This is a genomic window from Pseudomonas fluorescens (assembly GCF_902497785.1).
GTDB lineage: Bacteria > Pseudomonadota > Gammaproteobacteria > Pseudomonadales > Pseudomonadaceae > Aquipseudomonas > Aquipseudomonas fluorescens_BO.
This window is the reverse complement of sequence record NZ_CABVHK010000027.1, coordinates 42,486-59,100: the sequence shown is the minus strand read 5'-3', so window position 1 is coordinate 59,100 and position 16,615 is coordinate 42,486. Positions and strand designations below refer to the sequence as shown.

General features: G+C 59.3%; 18 protein-coding genes and 1 tRNA gene. 13 read left to right on the top strand and 6 right to left on the bottom strand.

The window, feature by feature from the left end:
* Positions 1-40: 40 nt before the first annotated feature.
* From F8N62_RS29650 to F8N62_RS29625, 6 genes are read left to right on the top strand one after another with little or no spacing between them, the layout of a single operon-like run.
* Complete coding sequence (locus F8N62_RS29650) at positions 41-823, top strand: SDR family NAD(P)-dependent oxidoreductase (RefSeq protein ID WP_150713961.1); 783 nt, start codon at positions 41-43, stop codon at positions 821-823.
* Complete coding sequence (locus tag F8N62_RS29645; RefSeq protein ID WP_150713960.1) at positions 820-2,067, top strand: NAD(P)/FAD-dependent oxidoreductase; 1,248 nt, start codon at positions 820-822, stop codon at positions 2,065-2,067. The genes F8N62_RS29650 and F8N62_RS29645 overlap by 4 nt, the downstream gene beginning before the upstream one ends.
* Entirely contained in the window at positions 2,064-2,879 is an 816-nt protein-coding gene (locus tag F8N62_RS29640; protein ID WP_150713959.1) for a DUF1365 domain-containing protein, read from the top strand. The genes F8N62_RS29645 and F8N62_RS29640 overlap by 4 nt, the downstream gene beginning before the upstream one ends.
* Complete coding sequence (locus F8N62_RS29635; RefSeq protein ID WP_150713958.1) at positions 2,866-4,137, top strand: SAM-dependent methyltransferase; 1,272 nt, start codon at positions 2,866-2,868, stop codon at positions 4,135-4,137. Before F8N62_RS29640 ends, F8N62_RS29635 begins: the two co-directional genes overlap by 14 nt.
* Positions 4,130-4,636: a DUF2878 domain-containing protein gene (locus tag F8N62_RS29630; RefSeq protein ID WP_150713957.1), complete on the top strand. Its 507-nt coding sequence runs from the start codon at positions 4,130-4,132 to the stop codon at positions 4,634-4,636. The genes F8N62_RS29635 and F8N62_RS29630 overlap by 8 nt, the downstream gene beginning before the upstream one ends.
* A 53-nt stretch (positions 4,637-4,689) precedes the next feature.
* Entirely contained in the window at positions 4,690-4,995 is a 306-nt protein-coding gene (locus F8N62_RS29625; protein ID WP_150633078.1) for a YkgJ family cysteine cluster protein, read from the top strand.
* A 176-nt stretch (positions 4,996-5,171) separates the two neighbouring features.
* On the opposite strand, the gene F8N62_RS29620 is transcribed toward F8N62_RS29625, so the two are convergent.
* The 6 genes from F8N62_RS29620 to hemA form a co-directional block, all read right to left on the bottom strand.
* Positions 5,172-5,690 (bottom strand): acyloxyacyl hydrolase, encoded by a 519-nt coding sequence (locus F8N62_RS29620; RefSeq protein WP_150713956.1) that lies wholly within the window; start codon positions 5,688-5,690, stop codon positions 5,172-5,174.
* 118 nt (positions 5,691-5,808) lie between these two features.
* Positions 5,809-6,600 carry a glutamate racemase gene (gene murI / locus F8N62_RS29615; RefSeq protein ID WP_150713955.1) on the bottom strand — a complete coding sequence of 264 codons (792 nt, stop codon included), beginning with the start codon at positions 6,598-6,600 and terminating at the stop codon, positions 5,809-5,811.
* Entirely contained in the window at positions 6,593-7,348 is a 756-nt protein-coding gene (locus tag F8N62_RS29610) for a molybdopterin-synthase adenylyltransferase MoeB (protein WP_150713954.1), read from the bottom strand. The genes murI and F8N62_RS29610 overlap by 8 nt, the downstream gene beginning before the upstream one ends.
* Positions 7,342-8,172, bottom strand: coding sequence for a peptide chain release factor N(5)-glutamine methyltransferase (gene prmC / locus F8N62_RS29605; RefSeq protein ID WP_150713953.1), 831 nt, complete (start codon positions 8,170-8,172; stop codon positions 7,342-7,344). The genes F8N62_RS29610 and prmC overlap by 7 nt, the downstream gene beginning before the upstream one ends.
* Positions 8,169-9,248: a peptide chain release factor 1 gene (gene prfA / locus F8N62_RS29600; protein WP_150713952.1), complete on the bottom strand. Its 1,080-nt coding sequence runs from the start codon at positions 9,246-9,248 to the stop codon at positions 8,169-8,171. The genes prmC and prfA overlap by 4 nt, the downstream gene beginning before the upstream one ends.
* Positions 9,245-10,534, bottom strand: coding sequence for a glutamyl-tRNA reductase (gene hemA / locus F8N62_RS29595; RefSeq protein ID WP_150713951.1), 1,290 nt, complete (start codon positions 10,532-10,534; stop codon positions 9,245-9,247). Before hemA ends, prfA begins: the two co-directional genes overlap by 4 nt.
* Positions 10,535-10,804: 270 nt before the next feature.
* Between hemA and F8N62_RS29590 the strand changes: the two genes are divergently transcribed.
* From F8N62_RS29590 to pth, 7 genes are all read left to right on the top strand, one after another.
* Positions 10,805-12,529, top strand: coding sequence for a tetratricopeptide repeat protein (locus tag F8N62_RS29590; protein ID WP_150713950.1), 1,725 nt, complete (start codon positions 10,805-10,807; stop codon positions 12,527-12,529).
* Between the two features lie 4 nt (positions 12,530-12,533).
* Entirely contained in the window at positions 12,534-13,151 is a 618-nt protein-coding gene (lolB, locus tag F8N62_RS29585) for a lipoprotein insertase outer membrane protein LolB (protein ID WP_150713949.1), read from the top strand.
* 2 nt (positions 13,152-13,153) lie between these two features.
* Positions 13,154-14,005: a 4-(cytidine 5'-diphospho)-2-C-methyl-D-erythritol kinase gene (gene ispE, locus F8N62_RS29580; RefSeq protein ID WP_150713948.1), complete on the top strand. Its 852-nt coding sequence runs from the start codon at positions 13,154-13,156 to the stop codon at positions 14,003-14,005.
* A 36-nt stretch (positions 14,006-14,041) separates the two neighbouring features.
* Positions 14,042-14,116 (top strand) — tRNA-Gln (locus F8N62_RS29575).
* A 45-nt stretch (positions 14,117-14,161) separates the two neighbouring features.
* A complete protein-coding gene (locus F8N62_RS29570; protein ID WP_003208392.1) occupies positions 14,162-15,103 on the top strand; it encodes a ribose-phosphate pyrophosphokinase in 942 nt (313 codons plus the stop codon).
* A 141-nt stretch (positions 15,104-15,244) separates the two neighbouring features.
* Positions 15,245-15,847, top strand: a complete 603-nt coding sequence (locus tag F8N62_RS29565) for a 50S ribosomal protein L25/general stress protein Ctc (RefSeq protein ID WP_150713983.1) — start codon at positions 15,245-15,247, stop codon at positions 15,845-15,847.
* A gap of 170 nt (positions 15,848-16,017) precedes the next feature.
* Complete coding sequence (gene pth, locus F8N62_RS29560; protein WP_095169011.1) at positions 16,018-16,602, top strand: aminoacyl-tRNA hydrolase; 585 nt, start codon at positions 16,018-16,020, stop codon at positions 16,600-16,602.
* Positions 16,603-16,615: the final 13 nt, after the last annotated feature.

Sequence of the window (16,615 nt, the reverse complement as noted above, 5' to 3'; positions counted from 1 at the left end):
CATTGGGTCGGGCGATTGCCTGGTTGGAAAGGAGAATGGGATGAGCCTTACACCCCCACGACGATATTGGTTGACCGGCGCCAGCAGCGGAATTGGCGCTGCGCTGGCTGAAGAGATACTGAAAACCGGTGCTCACCTGGCTGTCAGTGCGCGCTCGGTTGCGCCGTTGAAAGTGTTGTCGCAACGCTATCCCGGACAGGTGCTGGTCGTCGCTGGCGACCTGACCAACAGCCAGACCGTGCGTGAAATCGGCGAGCAGATTGCCCAAGACTGGGGCTCGCTGGACACCGTCATTCTGAATGCCGGCACTTGCGAATATGTTGACGCCCAGCAGTTCGATGCGTCGATTGTCGAGCACGTGGTGCGCACCAATCTGCTGGCCAGCAGTTATTGCATCGAAGCCGCCCTGCCCCTGCTACGCAAAGGTACCGCGCCGCATCTGGTGGGCGTCGCCAGTTCGGTGACTTACATACCGCTGCCTCGGGCCGAAGCCTATGGCGCGTCGAAAGCCGGATTGCGTTATCTGTTCGAATCGCTGCGCATTGACCTGGCGCCGGAAGGCATTGAAGTCACCGTGGTCAGCCCGGGGTTTGTCGACACACCACTGACGGCGAAAAACGACTTCCCGATGCCGCTCAGCTGGCCGGTGGGTAAAGCCGCGCGGCACATCTTCGCCAAGCTGAAACATCGCCCACTGGAAATTGCTTTCCCGGCGCTGTTCATGGCCGCTCTATGGCCGCTGTCGAAAATGCCCAACCGGGTGAAGCTCGAGATCGGCAAACGCATGACCCGCAGCAGCCCGCCGATCAAGGACGTGCCGTGAACATCGCCATCATCGGCAGCGGCATCTCGGGGCTGACCAGCGCTTACCTGCTCAATCGCAGCCACGCGATCACCCTGTTCGAGGCCGACGCTCGCATCGGCGGTCATACCCACACAGTGGATGTGAGCGTCAACGGCGAACGCCACGCGGTGGACACCGGTTTCATCGTGTTCAATGACTGGACCTACCCGAATTTCATTCGCCTGCTGGGCCAGATCGGCGTGAGTTTCAAGCCGACACAGATGAGCTTCTCGGTCACCGACCCGGACAGTGGGCTCGAATACAACGGCAATAATTTCAACAGCCTGTTTGCCCAGCGCCGCAACCTGCTGTCGCCGGGGTTCTGGGGCATGCTGCGCGACATTGTGCGCTTCAACAAACAGGCGCAGCTTGACCTCGCCGAAGGTCGACTCGCGGCCAACACCACGCTCGATGAATACCTCAAGGCCGGCGGCTACGGCGAACGTTTCATCCTGCATTACATCGTGCCGATGGGCGCGGCGATCTGGTCGATGTCGATGGCCGAGATGTTGAATTTCCCGCTGCAATTGTTCGTACGGTTTTTCAAGAACCATGGCCTGCTGTCGGTGAGCAATCGTCCGCAATGGTGTGTGATCGAGGGCGGCTCGAAGGCGTACATCGCACCGTTGACGGCATCCTTCAAGGACTGCATCCGCCTCAGTTGCCCGGTTGAGCGGGTCGAACGCGACGCCCAGGGTGTGGTCGTCCACAGTGCGGCCGGCAGCGAGCGCTTCGACAAAGTAGTGTTCGCCTGCCACAGCGATCAGGCGCTGAAGCTGCTCGCCGATCCGAGCAACGCTGAACAATCGATTCTTGGTGCACTGCCCTACGCCGACAACGAAGTGGTGCTGCACACCGACACGCGCCTGCTGCCTTCGAGCACACTCGCCTGGGCCAGCTGGAATTATCGCCTCGGTGGCGCCGGCCACACGCGGGCAGCCGTCACGTACGACATGAACATTCTGCAGGGCATTCAGAGCGACACCACGTTCTGCGTCAGCCTCAACCAGAGCGCCGGTATCAGCCCGTCGCAGATACTCGGCCGATTCACCTACGCGCATCCGCAATACAGCCTGACGGCGGTCGCCGCGCAGGCTCGCTGGGAAGAGCTGAACGGCGCGCAACACACCTATTATTGCGGTGCTTATTGGGCCAACGGCTTTCATGAAGACGGCGTGGTCAGCGCGCTGCGCGTGGCCGGGTCGTTCGGAGAAGTGCTGTGAACAGCGCACTCTACAGGGGCTGGATCAGCCATCGGCGGTTCGCCCCGAAGCGGCATGCATTCCGTTACCGGATCGGCCTGCTGTACCTCGATCTCGCCGAACAAGACGCCGTACTCGGGTTGTCCTCGCTGTCGGGCACCAGCCGTTTCGCGCCCTTTTCGTTTCGCGAAAGCGATTACCTCAAAAATTTCACCCGCACCGGAATGCGCCTGAGCGACGCCGTACGCGAGCAGGTTCGCCAGGCGATTGGCCACGCGCCACAAGGCTCGATCTGTCTGCTGACCCAGCCGCGCAGTTGGGGCCTGTCGTTCAACCCGGTGAGTTTTTTCTACTGCTACGAAGCGGACGGCCAACTGGCAGCGATTCTCGCCGAGGTCACCAACACGCCGTGGCGCGAACGCTATCACTACGTATTGCCGGCCAGGGCGCCGGAATGCCTGGGCGATTTTCATCAGCATTTCGCCGTGGCAAAGGCCTTTCATGTCTCGCCCTTTCTGCCGCGAGATCTTGAACACCGAATGAGCTTCAGCCCGGCGGCGAAAAAGCTGGGGGTGCACATGGCGGACTGGCAAGGCGACCTGAAACTGTTCGACGCCACGCTCAATCTGAAACGCGAGGCCCTCACTCGCGCCAGCCTGCACCGTTACTTGCGGCGCTTCCCGTGGATGACCGCAAAAACCTGCGTGGCGATTTATTGGCAAGCCCTGCGCCTGCTGCTCAAACGCGTACCGATCGTTGCTCATCAGGCTGCCGATGGCAGCTTTCGTACCGCCACTGTTCCGCCCAAGGATCGCCGCCATGAAATCCTCTAGTGTGCTGGTCAAAGCCAACCGGCTCAGCACCCACGGCCTGACCGGATCGCTGCTACGGCGTGGCGTGCTGCGCCAGTTGGCGCACCTCAAACACGGGCAACTGGTGGTCGTCGAGGACGGCGAACGGCAGGTCTTCGGCTGCGCCGGCAGCCATCTGACAGGCGAAATCCACATTCTCGATGCGGCTGCATGGGGTTTGGTGGCGAGTAACGGTTCGATCGGTGCCGGCGAGGCGTTCATTCACGGTTACTGGACTTCGCCGGACCTGACCGCGGTGGTCCGGGTGTTCGTCAGTAACCTCGAGGTACTGGACGCGCTGGAAGGTGGACTGGCCAAACTTGGCCGACCGTTCGTGCAAGGGCTGCACTGGCTCAATCGCAATACGCGCAAGGGCTCGCAGAAAAACATCGCCGCGCACTACGACCTGGGCAACGACCTGTTCGAACAATTTCTCGACCCGACGATGATGTATTCAGCGGCACAATTCCTCAGCCCCGACGACACACTGGAACAGGCACAGCTGAACAAGCTCGAACGGATCTGTCGCAAGCTCGACCTGAAACCGGACGATCACCTTCTGGAAATCGGCACGGGTTGGGGCAGCATGGCGTTGTACGCGGCACAGCATTACGGCTGCAAAGTCACGACCACCACGCTGTCCAAAGAGCAGTTCGCGTTTACCGCGCAACGCATCGAAGCCCTTGGCCTGCAGAATCAGGTCACGCTGCTGCTCAAGGATTATCGCGACCTTACCGGGCAGTACGACAAACTGGTGTCGATCGAAATGATCGAAGCCGTGGGCCATCGCTTTCTGCCGACCTACTTCAAGCAGTGTGCGCATTTGCTCAAGGGCAATGGCTTGATGCTGTTGCAGGCCATCACCATTCGCGAGCAACGCTACGAACAGGCCAAGGGCAGTGTCGATTTCATTCAACGCTACATCTTTCCCGGCGGCGCCCTGCCCTGCGTGCAGAAGATGCTGGAAATCGTCAGCCGCGACACTGACATGAACTTGCTGCACATGGAGGATTTCGGCCTGCACTACGCGCGAACCTTGCGCCTGTGGCATGAGAATTTTCGCCGCGCCCACGGGCGCTTGAGCGAATTGGGCTACGACGACTATTTCCTGCGGCTGTGGGAGTTTTACCTGTGTTACTGCGAAGGCGGCTTCCTGGAGCGCTCCATCGGCACCGCGCAGCTACTGCTGGCCAAACCTTCGGCAATCACCGCGCCGCTGCTCGGCCGTTTCGATGCTTGAACGCCTGGCCAATGCGGCACTGTTTCAGCTCGGCTGGTTTGCCTGTGTGATCGGCGGCAACAGTTTGTGGTTGCTGGTGGCGCTGGGCGCTCTGGTGATTCATCTGCTGTGGATAAGTCGCTGGGCCGATGAAGGCCGGCTGATCCTCAGCGTGGTCCTGTTGGGCACGACAGTCGACAGTTCCTTGCGCTGGCTGGGCGTATTCGAGTTCGACGATATCGCGCCGCTGATTCCTTTATGGCTGATGTTGCTATGGGCACTACTGGCGACAACGTTGCGTCATTGCCTGCAATGGACAGCAAACCCCTGGTGGCTGGGCAGCCTGTTGGGTGCCGCAGGTGGTCCCTTGTCCTATTACGCCGGAGGACAACTGGCCGGGGTGCAATTCCCTTACGGGCAATTGCCGACGCTTGTTGGCATCGGATTACTCTGGGCATTGCTGTTTCCCACGCTGCATTTCATGGCCCAGCGGCTGGCGGCATCCGACGCTCCCCCCTGAGCGTCCGTCAGGCCTTTCACACAGCGGTGACCGACTGACTTACACTGCGCGCCATGAAAACCATTCCCCACACGCAAATCGCCGAGCCGGCGGTCACCTGCTCGACCTGCGCGGCTTGCTGCTGCCAGCTCGAAGTCATGCTGATCACCGACACGGGCGTGCCCGAACGTTTTATCGATACCGATGATTGGGGTGGGGAAGTCATGCTGCGCCTGGACGACGGCTGGTGCGCCGCGCTGGATCGCAACAGCATGATGTGCACGATCTACGAAAAACGCCCGCTGATCTGCCGGGAGTTCGAGATGGGCGCACCGGAATGCATTGAAGAGCGGCAGGGAATTACCACGGCGTATCGGTAATAAGAGCGCTGTTGTCAGATCCGACGCATTCGCGGGCAAGCCACGCTCCCACAGGATTTGTGTCGATCACATTAGTGTGAATCGACTCAAGTCCTCTGGGAGAATCTGTGTTGATCACATTATTGTGAATCGACTCAAGTCCTGTGGGAGCGGGCTTGCCCGCGATGCTTTTAGCCTTACAACGGCATCGTGTAGTGCAATGCGTAACTCTCTACACCGTCGTTCGGGCTGCTGAGCCCGGCATTGGAATAGTGCGTGGCACGAATCCCGACCTCATGCCCGCCCGCAAAACGCAGACCAAACCCGAAGCGGTCTTCGAACTGAAAGGCACCGCCCAGTTTGTTGTTTTCAAGTTCGGTGTTGGAAAACAACGCTACGCCAACCCCCAACTCGACATACGGCTTGACGTTCTGCCCGGCAAACTCATAAACCAACACCGGCGAAAACGAGAGGCTGTGATTGCTTGAGGTCTCGTCGCCTTCCCAATAGGTGTAGGCGCCGCTCCAGTAACCGGTCAGACGACCGACGTCACTTTGCAGCCAGCTCTTGTCCCAGTCGAATTGCATGCCCAATCGGTAAGTCATGGTGGAATCGCTGGTTGCCCCGACTCCGAACTCCACCCCCGCCGCCTGTGCCGTAAAACTTTGCCCCGTCAATGCGGCCGCAATCGCGGCCAAGCAGAATAGTCTCTTCACTAGAAACATCCTTTTCCGATCATTTCATTAAGTTTTTTTTTGCAGCTCAGCAGTCAAAGCTATAGAAGTCCGCGCTTATTCAGAAGTTCAGCGACAACACCTCTATTTCACATTTTTTTTACAAACTGAAGCTTTGCACACTACCGGGCGAATTCCACAGGACCGGCAACACATTCTTGAAATGAATCGGATCGGCACTCGTCCAGAATCGCGCCTCATGAACAGGGCCGAGGGCGAGCAACTCGCGCTCGGCCAACAGGCGCTGAAGTTGCCGCGCTACAGCCGCCCCCGTATCGATCAGGCTGATGTCATCCGGGATCATCTGCTTAAGCAACGGTTTCAGGAAGGGATAATGCGTGCAGCCGAGAATAATCGTGTCACAGCCAGCGGCGAGCAGCGGCCCGACATAGCTGGCCAGCAACTCACGCAACGCGGAACTGTGCAGATCGCCGTTTTCAATCAACTCCACCAGCCCCGGACACGGCTGAGTGATCACCCGGACATCGGTGGCGAAACGGTCCAGTAACGCGGCAAATTTGGCGCTCTGCAAGGTGCCGGTGGTGGCGAGCACACCGACCACGCCGCTGCGCGTGGCAGCCGCGGCCGGTTTGACGGCGGGCTCCATGCCGACGATGGGCCACTGCGGATAATCGCGTCGCAAGTCGGCGACACCGGCGACCGTCGCCGTGTTGCAGGCCAGCACCAGAGCCTTGGCGCCCTGCTGCCGGAAAAATCCGGCCATCACGCTGCAACGCTGGCGGATGAACTCCGGGGTTTTCTCGCCGTAAGGCACATTGCCGCAGTCTGCGACGTACAACAGGGATTCGTTGGGCAGCAAACGCTGGATCTCGGCCAGCACCGACAACCCACCGACGCCGGAGTCGAACACGCCAATCGGCGCTTCACGCATGTTTCGACCCGCAGACGCTGCAACCGGGATCACGCTTGACGCGCAACTCACGAAAACGCGAGCCCAACGCGTCGATCAGCAACAAGCGGCCCACCAGCGGCTCGCCGAAACCAACCAGCAGTTTCAGCGCTTCCAGCGCCTGAAGACTGCCGACCAGGCCCACCAGCGGACCGATGACGCCGGCCTCGCTGCACGTCAACTCGGCTTCGCTGCCGTGCCCATATAAACAGTGGTAACACGGACTCTCCGGGCGACGCGGGTCGAACACCGACAACTGCCCTTCGAGGCGAATTGCCGCGCCGCTGACCAAGGGTTTGCCGGCGAACACACACGCGGCGTTCACCGCTTCGCGGGTGGAAAAATTGTCCGAGCAGTCGAGCACCAGATCCACGGCGGCAACCGCTGCCGCCAAAGAATCTTCGTCCAGCGCAGTGCGATGGGCGACTAACGTGATCTCGGGGTTGATTGCGCTCAGGCGACGGATCGCCGAATCGACTTTGCTCAGCCCGACGCAGTCGGTGTCGTGCACGATCTGGCGTTGCAGGTTGGTCAGGTCGACGCTGTCGAAATCCGCCAGATGCAGTTCGCCGACGCCGGCAGCGGCGAGGTACAGCGCAACCGGCGAACCGAGTCCGCCGAGACCGACGATCAATACGCGGCTTTGCTTGAGTCGCAACTGCCCGTCGATATCGACGTGCTGCAACAGAATCTGCCGACTGTAGCGCAACAATTCCTGATCATTCAGCACGGCAGGCGCCCCAGGCTGATCCGTTGGTGGCCGCCCAGATCGGTGCGGCTGTGAACTTCCTCGAAGCCGCGGCTCAGCAGCAAATTGCGCACAGCCTCGGCTTGATCGTAACCGTGTTCGAGCATCAACCAACCGCCCGCGTCCAGATAATCCGGCGCCTGGGCGACGATCAGACGCAGATCGTCGAGCCCGTCGATGCCGGCGACCAGCGCGCTGGCCGGTTCAAAACGCACGTCGCCCTCGGCCAGATGCGGATCGGTCGAGGCAATGTAAGGCGGGTTGCTGATGATCAGTTGAAAACGCTGACCGTCCAGGGCGCTGAACCAGTGACTGCTCAGCACCGTGGCGTTGTTCAAGTGCAGGCGCTGGCGATTGCGTTCCGCCAGGGCTACGGCTTCGAGTACACGGTCCACGGCAGTGACGTTCCACGCCGGGCGCTCACTCGCCAGGGCCAGGGCGATGGCGCCGCTGCCCGTACCGAGATCGAGAACTCTGGCCGGAGTCGCGGGCAACAATGCCAGCGCGGTTTCCACCAGCAATTCAGTGTCCGGGCGCGGGATCAGCGTGTGCGGCGCGACTTCCAGATCAAGCTTCCAGAAACCTTGCTGGCCAAGAATGTACGCCACCGGTTCACCGCCACGACGGCGTTGCAGAAACTCGGCGAACTTCAGCGCCGCGTCGCTGGGAACGATGCGCTCCGGCCAGGTGTGCAGAAAACTGCGGGATTTGCCCAACGCCGCGGCCAGCAGCAATTCAGCGTCCAGACGCGCCGTCGGCGAGTCGGGTAAATCCGCGGCGCGCAACAAACTGGCAATGATCGTCATTCGATGGCCGCCAGTTGGTCGGCCTGGTATTCGGCCAGCAGCGGTTCGATCACCGCATCAACGCCGCCCGCGAGAATTTCATCGAGGGAGTACAGCGTCAGGTTGACCCGGTGGTCGGTGACCCGGCCCTGGGCAAAGTTGTACGTGCGGATGCGCTCGGAGCGATCACCCGAACCCACCAGCAATTTACGCTCGCTGGCGATGGCATTGGCGGCGGCGCTGGTCTGCTGGTCGTTGAGCTTGGCCGACAACCAGGACATCGCGCGAGCGCGGTTCTTGTGCTGGGAACGCTCCTCCTGGCACTCGACAACGATGCCGGACGGCAAGTGCGTAATGCGAATCGCCGAATCGGTCTTGTTGACGTGCTGGCCGCCGGCACCGGAGGACTTGTACGTATCGATGCGCAAATCCGAGGGATTGATCTCGATCGCTTCCTGCTCGTCCGGCTCGGGCAATACCGCCACGGTGCACGCCGAGGTGTGGATGCGACCCTGGGATTCAGTGGCCGGAACCCGTTGCACGCGGTGCACGCCGGATTCGAATTTGAGCTTGCCGTAAACGCTGTCGCCTTCAACCCGGGCGATGACTTCTTTATAGCCGCCGTGTTCGCCGATGTTCTCCGAGAGGATTTCCACCCGCCAGCCGCGACGCTCGGCGTAACGCGAATACATGCGGAACAGGTCTCCGGAAAAAATCGCCGCCTCGTCGCCGCCGGTGCCGGCACGGATTTCGAGGAACACGTTGCGCCCGTCGTTCGGGTCCTTGGGCAGCAGCAGGCGTTGCAGCCTGGCTTCGATCCCGATCAGTTGTTCCTTGGCTTCGCGAACTTCTTCCACGGCCATTTCGCGCATGTCCGGGTCGCTGTCCTTGAGCAATGCCTGGGCACCCTCAAGGTCGCTTTGGGTTTTGAGCAACTGTTTATAGGTGTCGACAATCGGCTCGACTTCCGCGTATTCCTTGGAATAGGCGCGGAATTTGGTCTGATCGGAAATGACCTCGCCATCGCCAAGCAAGGCGGTCAGTTCCTCGAAACGGTCCTGGAGGATGTCCAGCTTATTGAGCAGTGACGCTTTCATTGCGGTTTCTTATCCGAAAAGCTATCCGATGAACCCTCACCGAGGGCAAAGAGTTCCTGGGCCATGGCCAGTGCATCGAGGCGACCTTCGGCAGAGAGCTTTTTCAACTGCACGCTCGGGGCGTGCATGAGTTTGTTGGTCAGGCCGCGCGCCAGTTGCAGCAGCACGTCTTCGGCGCTGCTGCCGTTGGCCAGCATGCGCTGGGCTTTCTGCAATTCTTCGTCACGCAGGCGCTCACTTTGCTGGCGATAGGCCTTGAGCACATCCACCGCCGCCAGTTCGCGCAGGCGCACCATGAAATCTTCGGCACCGATCGAGACCATCTCTTCGGCCGCTTGCGCAGCGCCCTGACGGCTCTTGAGGTTTTCGGCGACCACTTCGTGGAGATCGTCGACGCTGTACAGGTAAACGTCGTCCAACTCGCCGACTTCGGGCTCGATATCGCGCGGTACGGCGATGTCCACCATGAAGATCGGCTTGTGCTTGCGCAGCTTCAAGGCACTTTCCACGGCGCCCTTGCCGAGGATCGGCAACTGGCTCGCGGTGGAACTGATGACGATGTCGCTGCGCACCAGTTCTGCCGGGATGTCCGAGAGTAAAACGGCATGGGCGCCGAACTGCTCGGCCAGAATGCTCGCGCGTTCCAGGGTGCGGTTGGCGACGACGATGCGCTTGACGCCGAGTTCATGCAGATGGCGGGCGACCAGGGTGATGGTCTCGCCGGCGCCGATCAGCAGGGCCTGGCTGCGTTGCAAGTCGCTGAAGATCTGCTTGGCCAGGCTGACCGCGGCAAACGCCACGGACACCGGGTTTTCACCAATGGCGGTGTCGGTTCGCACCTGCTTGGCCGCATTGAACGTCGCTTGAAACAAACGCCCGAGCAGCGGACCGATGGTGCCGGCCTCGCGAGCCACGGCGTAACAGGATTTCATCTGGCCGAGAATCTGCGGTTCGCCCAACACCAGCGAATCGAGCCCGGAGGCCACCCGCATCATGTGACGAACTGCCGCATCATCTTCGTGCACATACGCGCTCGCGCGCAGTTCTTCGAGGCTCAAATGGTGATAATCGGCCAGCCAGCGCAAGATGATGTCAGCCGAAAGGTGATCCTGTTCTATATAGAGTTCACTGCGATTGCAGGTGGAGAGGATCGCAGCTTCGCGGCTGTCGGTCAGTCGGCAGAGCTGCTGCAACGCCTCCACCAGCTGCTCAGGGGTAAAGGCCACGCGCTCGCGGACGTCTACTGAAGCAGTCTTGTGGTTGATACCGAGTGCAAGGAAGGCCATTCAAGGTCGCTGATGGTGACGAGAAGCCGACAATTGTCCTACTTCGACAGAGCCAGAACAACTACTGCTGACTATTGTCCCAATGACTCGCCTCTATAGAGGCTTTCTGTAGGAGCGAGCTTGCTCGCGAAAAAAGTGAGGTTAATGCGTTTATTCAGGCAGCTCGCGTTATCGTTAACGACCATCGCGAGCAAGCTCGCTCCTACATTATGTTTGGCCGAAGGCTTGTGTCATGATGATCCGACCGCAGGTTAGTCGTCCTCTTCCTATATGAATAGATCTTCCGCGTTGCTCCTCGCCTTTGTCTTCCTCAGCGGCTGCCAGTCCATGGCCCCCGTTTCACCCGACGGTACGCCGCCGGTCGAAGACAGCACTCCGGCCCCTGAAAAGCCCAAGGTTTACAGCTCATTCAGCGAAGAAACCGTCTTCAGCCTGTTGAGCGCCGAACTGGCTGGCCAGCGCAATCGTTTCGACATTGCCCTGGACAACTACGTGACCCAGGCCATCAACACTCAGGATCCGGGCATCTCCGAGCGGGCATTCCGTATCGCCGAGTACCTGGGCGCCGATCAGGCTGCCCTCGATACCGCGCTGATCTGGGCGAAAAACGCGCCTGACGACCTGGAGGCGCAACGGGCCGCTGCCGTGCAACTGGCGCGCGCCGGGCGCTATGACGACTCCATGGTTTATATGGAGAAAGTGCTGCAAGGCAAGGGCGACACGCATTTCGACTTCCTCGCACTCTCTGCGGCCGATACCGATCAGGAAACCCGCAACGGCTTGATGAAAAGTTTTGACCGTTTGTTGCAGCGTCACCCCAACAACAGTCAGTTGATTTTCGGCAAGGCCTTGCTCCTGCAACAGGACGGCGACAGCAAAGGCGCGCTGGCCCTGCTGGAAGACAATCCACCGGACGACGGCGAAATTGCTCCGATTCTCTTGCGCGCACGCCTGCTGCAAACCCTTGACCGTGGCGACGAAGCCCTGCCGCTGCTGCAAAAAAGCATCAAAAAGTACCCGGAAGACAAACGCCTGCGCCTGACTTACGCGCGCATGCTGGTCGAACAGGACCGGATGGACGACGCCAAAGCCGAGTTCTCCAGCCTGGTTCAGCAATACCCGGAAGACGACGAACTGCGTTATTCGCTGGCGCTGGTGTGCCTCGAAGCCAAAGCCTGGGACGAGGCCAAGGGGTATCTGGAAGACCTGATCGCGCGGGAAAGCCATGTCGACTCCGCGCATTTGAACCTGGGTCGTATCGCTGAAGAGCGCAACGATCCCCAGGGTGCGTTGATCGAATACGCCCAGGTCGGCCCGGGCAATGATTTTCTGCCGGCGCAATTGCGTCAGGCCGATATCCTGATGAACAACGGCAAAACCGCCGAAGCTCAAAGCCGACTGGCCAGCGAGCGCGATGAACAACCCGACTACGCGATTCAGCTGTACCTGATCGAAGCCGAAACCCTGTCCGCCAATAAACAAGGGGACAAGGCCTGGGGTGTTCTGCAAAAAGCCTTGCAGCAATACCCGGACGATCTGAACCTGCTGTACACCCGCGCCATGCAGGCGGAAAAACGCAATGACCTGGCGCAGATGGAAAAAGACCTGCGACTGATCATCAAGCGTGACCCGGACAACGCGATGGCGCTGAACGCCCTCGGCTACACCCTGTCCGACCGCACGACCCGTTATGCCGAAGCCAAGACCCTGATCGAACAGGCCCACAAGATCAATCCGGAAGACCCGGCGGTACTCGACAGCCTCGGCTGGGTGCATTTCCGCATGGGCAATCTCGATGAAGCCGAGCGTTACCTGCGCCAGGCGCTGGACCGCTTCCCCGATCAGGAAGTCGCCGCCCACCTGGGTGAAGTGCTGTGGGCCAACGGCAAGCAGCGCGAAGCCAGACAAATCTGGAGCAAGTTCCTCAAGGAACAGCCCGACAGCCCAATCCTGCGCGGTACCATCAAGCGCCTGACCGGATCAGAGACTCTTTAAGATTATGTTTTTGCGCCACTTCATCGTTTTCAGTTTTATCGCCCTGCTCGCCGGTTGCGCGGGCTTCGGCGCCCGCGAATCGGTTCAGGGTCAAGGCGACCCGGGCCAATGGCGGGATCACAAGCAGCAGCTGACGGGTCTTGATGGCTGGCAAATCAACGGCAAGATCGGCATCCGCGCCCCGAAAGACTCGGGCAGCGGCACCTTGTTCTGGCTGCAACGACAGGATTACTACGACATCCGCCTCTCCGGCCCCCTGGGTCGCGGTGCGGCGCGCTTGACCGGTCGCCCGGGCAAAGTCTCGCTGGAAGTGGCCAACCAGGGGCGCTTTGAAGCGCCGACCCCGGAAGTGCTGCTCGAAGAACAGCTCGGCTGGAAGTTGCCGGTATCGCACTTGGCCTGGTGGGTCCGCGGGCTCCCGGCGCCGGACAGCAAAAGCCGCCTGACGCTGGATGCCCACAGTCGTCTGGCCAATCTGGACCAGGATGGCTGGCAGGTCGAATACCTGAGTTACGCCGAACAAAACGGCTACTGGCTGCCCGAGCGGATCAAACTGCACGGCGCCGACCTTGACGTCACGCTGGTGATCAAGGAATGGCAACCGCGCAAACTGGGGCAATGAACATGACGGCCCAACGCCTGACGCTGCCCTCCCCGGCCAAGCTCAATCTGATGCTGCACATCCTCGGTCGCCGTGCAGACGGTTATCACGAGTTGCAGACGATTTTTCAGTTTCTCGACTACGGCGATGAAATCACCTACGCCGTACGCGACGACGGTGTGATTCAACTGCATACCGAATTCGATGGCGTTCCTCACGACAGCAATTTGATTGTTCGCGCGGCGAAAAAACTTCAGGAGCAATCCGGTTCTTCGCTCGGCATCGACATCTGGATCGAAAAAATCCTGCCCATGGGCGGCGGAATCGGTGGCGGCAGTTCCAACGCCGCGACGACGTTGCTCGGCCTGAATCATCTCTGGCAACTGGGCTGGGATGAGGATCGGCTGGCCGCGCTGGGCCTGACGCTGGGCGCCGACGTCCCGGTTTTCGTACGGGGCCACGCCGCTTTTGCAGAGGGCGTGGGCGAGAAACTGACCCCCGTAGACCCCGAAGAACCGTGGTATCTCGTGCTGGTGCCGCAAGTATCTGTAAGTACAGCAGAAATTTTTTCAGATCCACTGTTGACACGTAACTCTCCTCCCATTAAAGTGCGCCCCGTTCCCAAGGGAAACAGTCGAAATGACTGCTTACCGGTGGTAGCAAGGCGTTATCCAGATGTTCGTAACGCATTGAATTTGTTAGGTAAATTTACCGAAGCAAAACTCACCGGAACTGGAAGTTGTGTGTTTGGGGGCTTCCCAAGCAAAGCTGAAGCTGATAAAGTCTCGGCCCTTCTTACAGAGACCCTTACAGGGTTTGTAGCAAAAGGAAGCAACGTTTCGATGTTGCATCGCAAGCTGCAAAGTCTGCTCTAAAGGAACCGAATACTGGGTATTCGTTGCAACAGATACAGGGGCGTCGCCAAGCGGTAAGGCAGCAGGTTTTGATCCTGCCATGCGTTGGTTCGAATCCAGCCGCCCCTGCCATTTTCTATACTCATCCAGGTTACCCTCAGCCTCTAGGTACTGCGCGTGTCCAAGATGATGGTCTTTACGGGGAATGCTAACCCCGATCTGGCTCGGCGTGTCGTACGTCAGCTGCATATCCCTCTCGGTGACATCTCTGTCGGTAAGTTCTCCGACGGCGAAATTACTGCCGAGATCAATGAAAACGTCCGCGGTAAAGATGTCTTCATTATTCAGCCGACTTGCGCTCCGACCAACGATAACCTGATGGAACTGGTAGTGATGGCTGATGCCTTCCGCCGCTCCTCGGCTACTCGTATCACTGCTGTAATTCCTTACTTTGGTTATGCCCGTCAGGATCGCCGTCCGCGTTCCGCACGTGTGGCTATCAGCGCGAAAGTCGTGGCTGACATGCTTACCGTAGTCGGCATCGACCGTGTTCTCACGGTTGATCTGCATGCTGACCAGATCCAGGGTTTCTTCGATATTCCGGTAGATAACATCTACGGCTCCCCGGTTCTGGTGGATGACATTGAAGATCAGCGCTTCGAAAACCTGATGATCGTGTCCCCGGACATTGGCGGCGTCGTGCGTGCACGTGCTGTTGCCAAATCCCTGGGCGTGGATCTCGGGATCATCGACAAACGCCGTGAGAAAGCCAATCACTCTGAAGTGATGCATATCATCGGTGATGTCGAAGGGCGTACCTGTATTCTGGTCGATGACATGGTCGATACCGCCGGCACTTTGTGCCACGCGGCAAAGGCTTTGAAAGAGCATGGCGCTGCCAAGGTTTTCGCCTACTGCACACACCCTGTGCTGTCCGGTCGGGCGATCGAAAACATTGAAAATTCCATGCTGGACGAACTGGTGGTGACAAACACCATCCCGTTGTCCGCTGCTGCTCAAGCCTGCTCGCGTATCCGTCAACTGGATATCGCGCCGGTAGTTGCCGAAGCGGTTCGCCGCATCAGCAATGAAGAATCGATCAGCGCGATGTTCCGATAAGGGTCCTGCCCTTCTCGACTATTTCGTTGACGAAAAGCGCCCCGCCCCGACATTCCTGTCGGGGCGGGGCTTTTTTGCCCATATCGCCTTTAGCGCTGGTCGCAAACGCTGGGGCGAATGTGGTTATTTTGGAGATACAACATGAACGATTTTACTCTGAATGCTGAAGTGCGTTCCGACCTGGGGAAAGGTGCGAGCCGCCGCCTGCGTCGTCTCGCAAGCCTGGTTCCAGCTGTAGTTTACGGTGGCGAAAAAGCCCCTGAATCCATCAGCATGCTGGCTAAAGAAGTTGCCAAACTGCTCGAAAACGAAGCGGCTTACAGCCACATCATCGAGCTGAACGTTGGCGGCACCAAGCAAAACGTAATCATCAAAGCTCTGCAGCGTCACCCGGCCAAAGGCCACGTGATGCACGCTGACTTTGTACGCGTTGTAGCTGGCCAGAAACTGACCGCTATCGTGCCTGTACACTTTGTTGGTGAAGAAGCTCCGATCAAGAAAGGCGGCGAAGTTTCGCACGTTGTTTCGGAAATCGAAGTGACCTGCCTGCCGAAGGACCTGCCTGAGTTCATCGAAGTCGACCTGGCTAACGCCGAAATCGGTTCGATCATTCACCTGTCCGACCTCAAAGCCCCTAAAGGCGTTGAGTTTGTTGCTCTGGCGCACGGCGATGACAAGGCTGTTGCCAACGTCCACGCTCCACGTGTTGCTCCAGAAGCTACTGAAGAAGGCGCAGCAGAGTAATTCACTCTGTGATGCCGGAGTGACCAGGTAACATCGCGGACTGGAACGTAGCGAGAAAGCGGGCGAGAACGCGGAGTTTACATAATGGTAAATGAGCACTTGTCGTCCACTTTCGCCGCACACACTAATCGCGGCGATGTTAGCCACCACTCCAAGGAAGGGCCCCTATCGTGACTGCCATCAAACTGATCGTTGGCCTGGGTAATCCAGGCGCTGAATACGAACAGACCCGGCATAACGCAGGGGCCCTTTTTGTTGAGCGCATCGCGCACGCACAAGGCGTGAACCTTGTGGCCGATCGCAAATATTTCGGCCTGACCGGGCGCTATTCGCACCAGGGTCAGGATGTTCGTCTGCTGATACCCACCACGTACATGAACCGCAGCGGCCAGGCCGTAGCAGCTCTGGCAGGTTTTTTCCGCATCAAACCTGAAGAAATCCTCGTGGCGCACGACGAACTCGACCTGCCTCCGGGCGTTGCCAAACTCAAACAGGGCGGCGGCCATGGCGGTCACAACGGGTTGCGCGACATCATTGCGCAACTGGGCAATCAGAATACCTTTTACCGCTTGCGGCTTGGCATTGGCCACCCGGGCGTTGCCAGTATGGTTTCAAACTTCGTCCTGGGTCGTGCGCCACGCGCCGAACAGGAAAAACTCGATGCCAGCATCGACTTTGCCCTCGGCGTGCTGCCGGATATCCTCGCCGGGGAATGGAACCGCGCGATGAAAAACCTGCACAGCCAGAAGGCCTGACTCTACTCCTCGG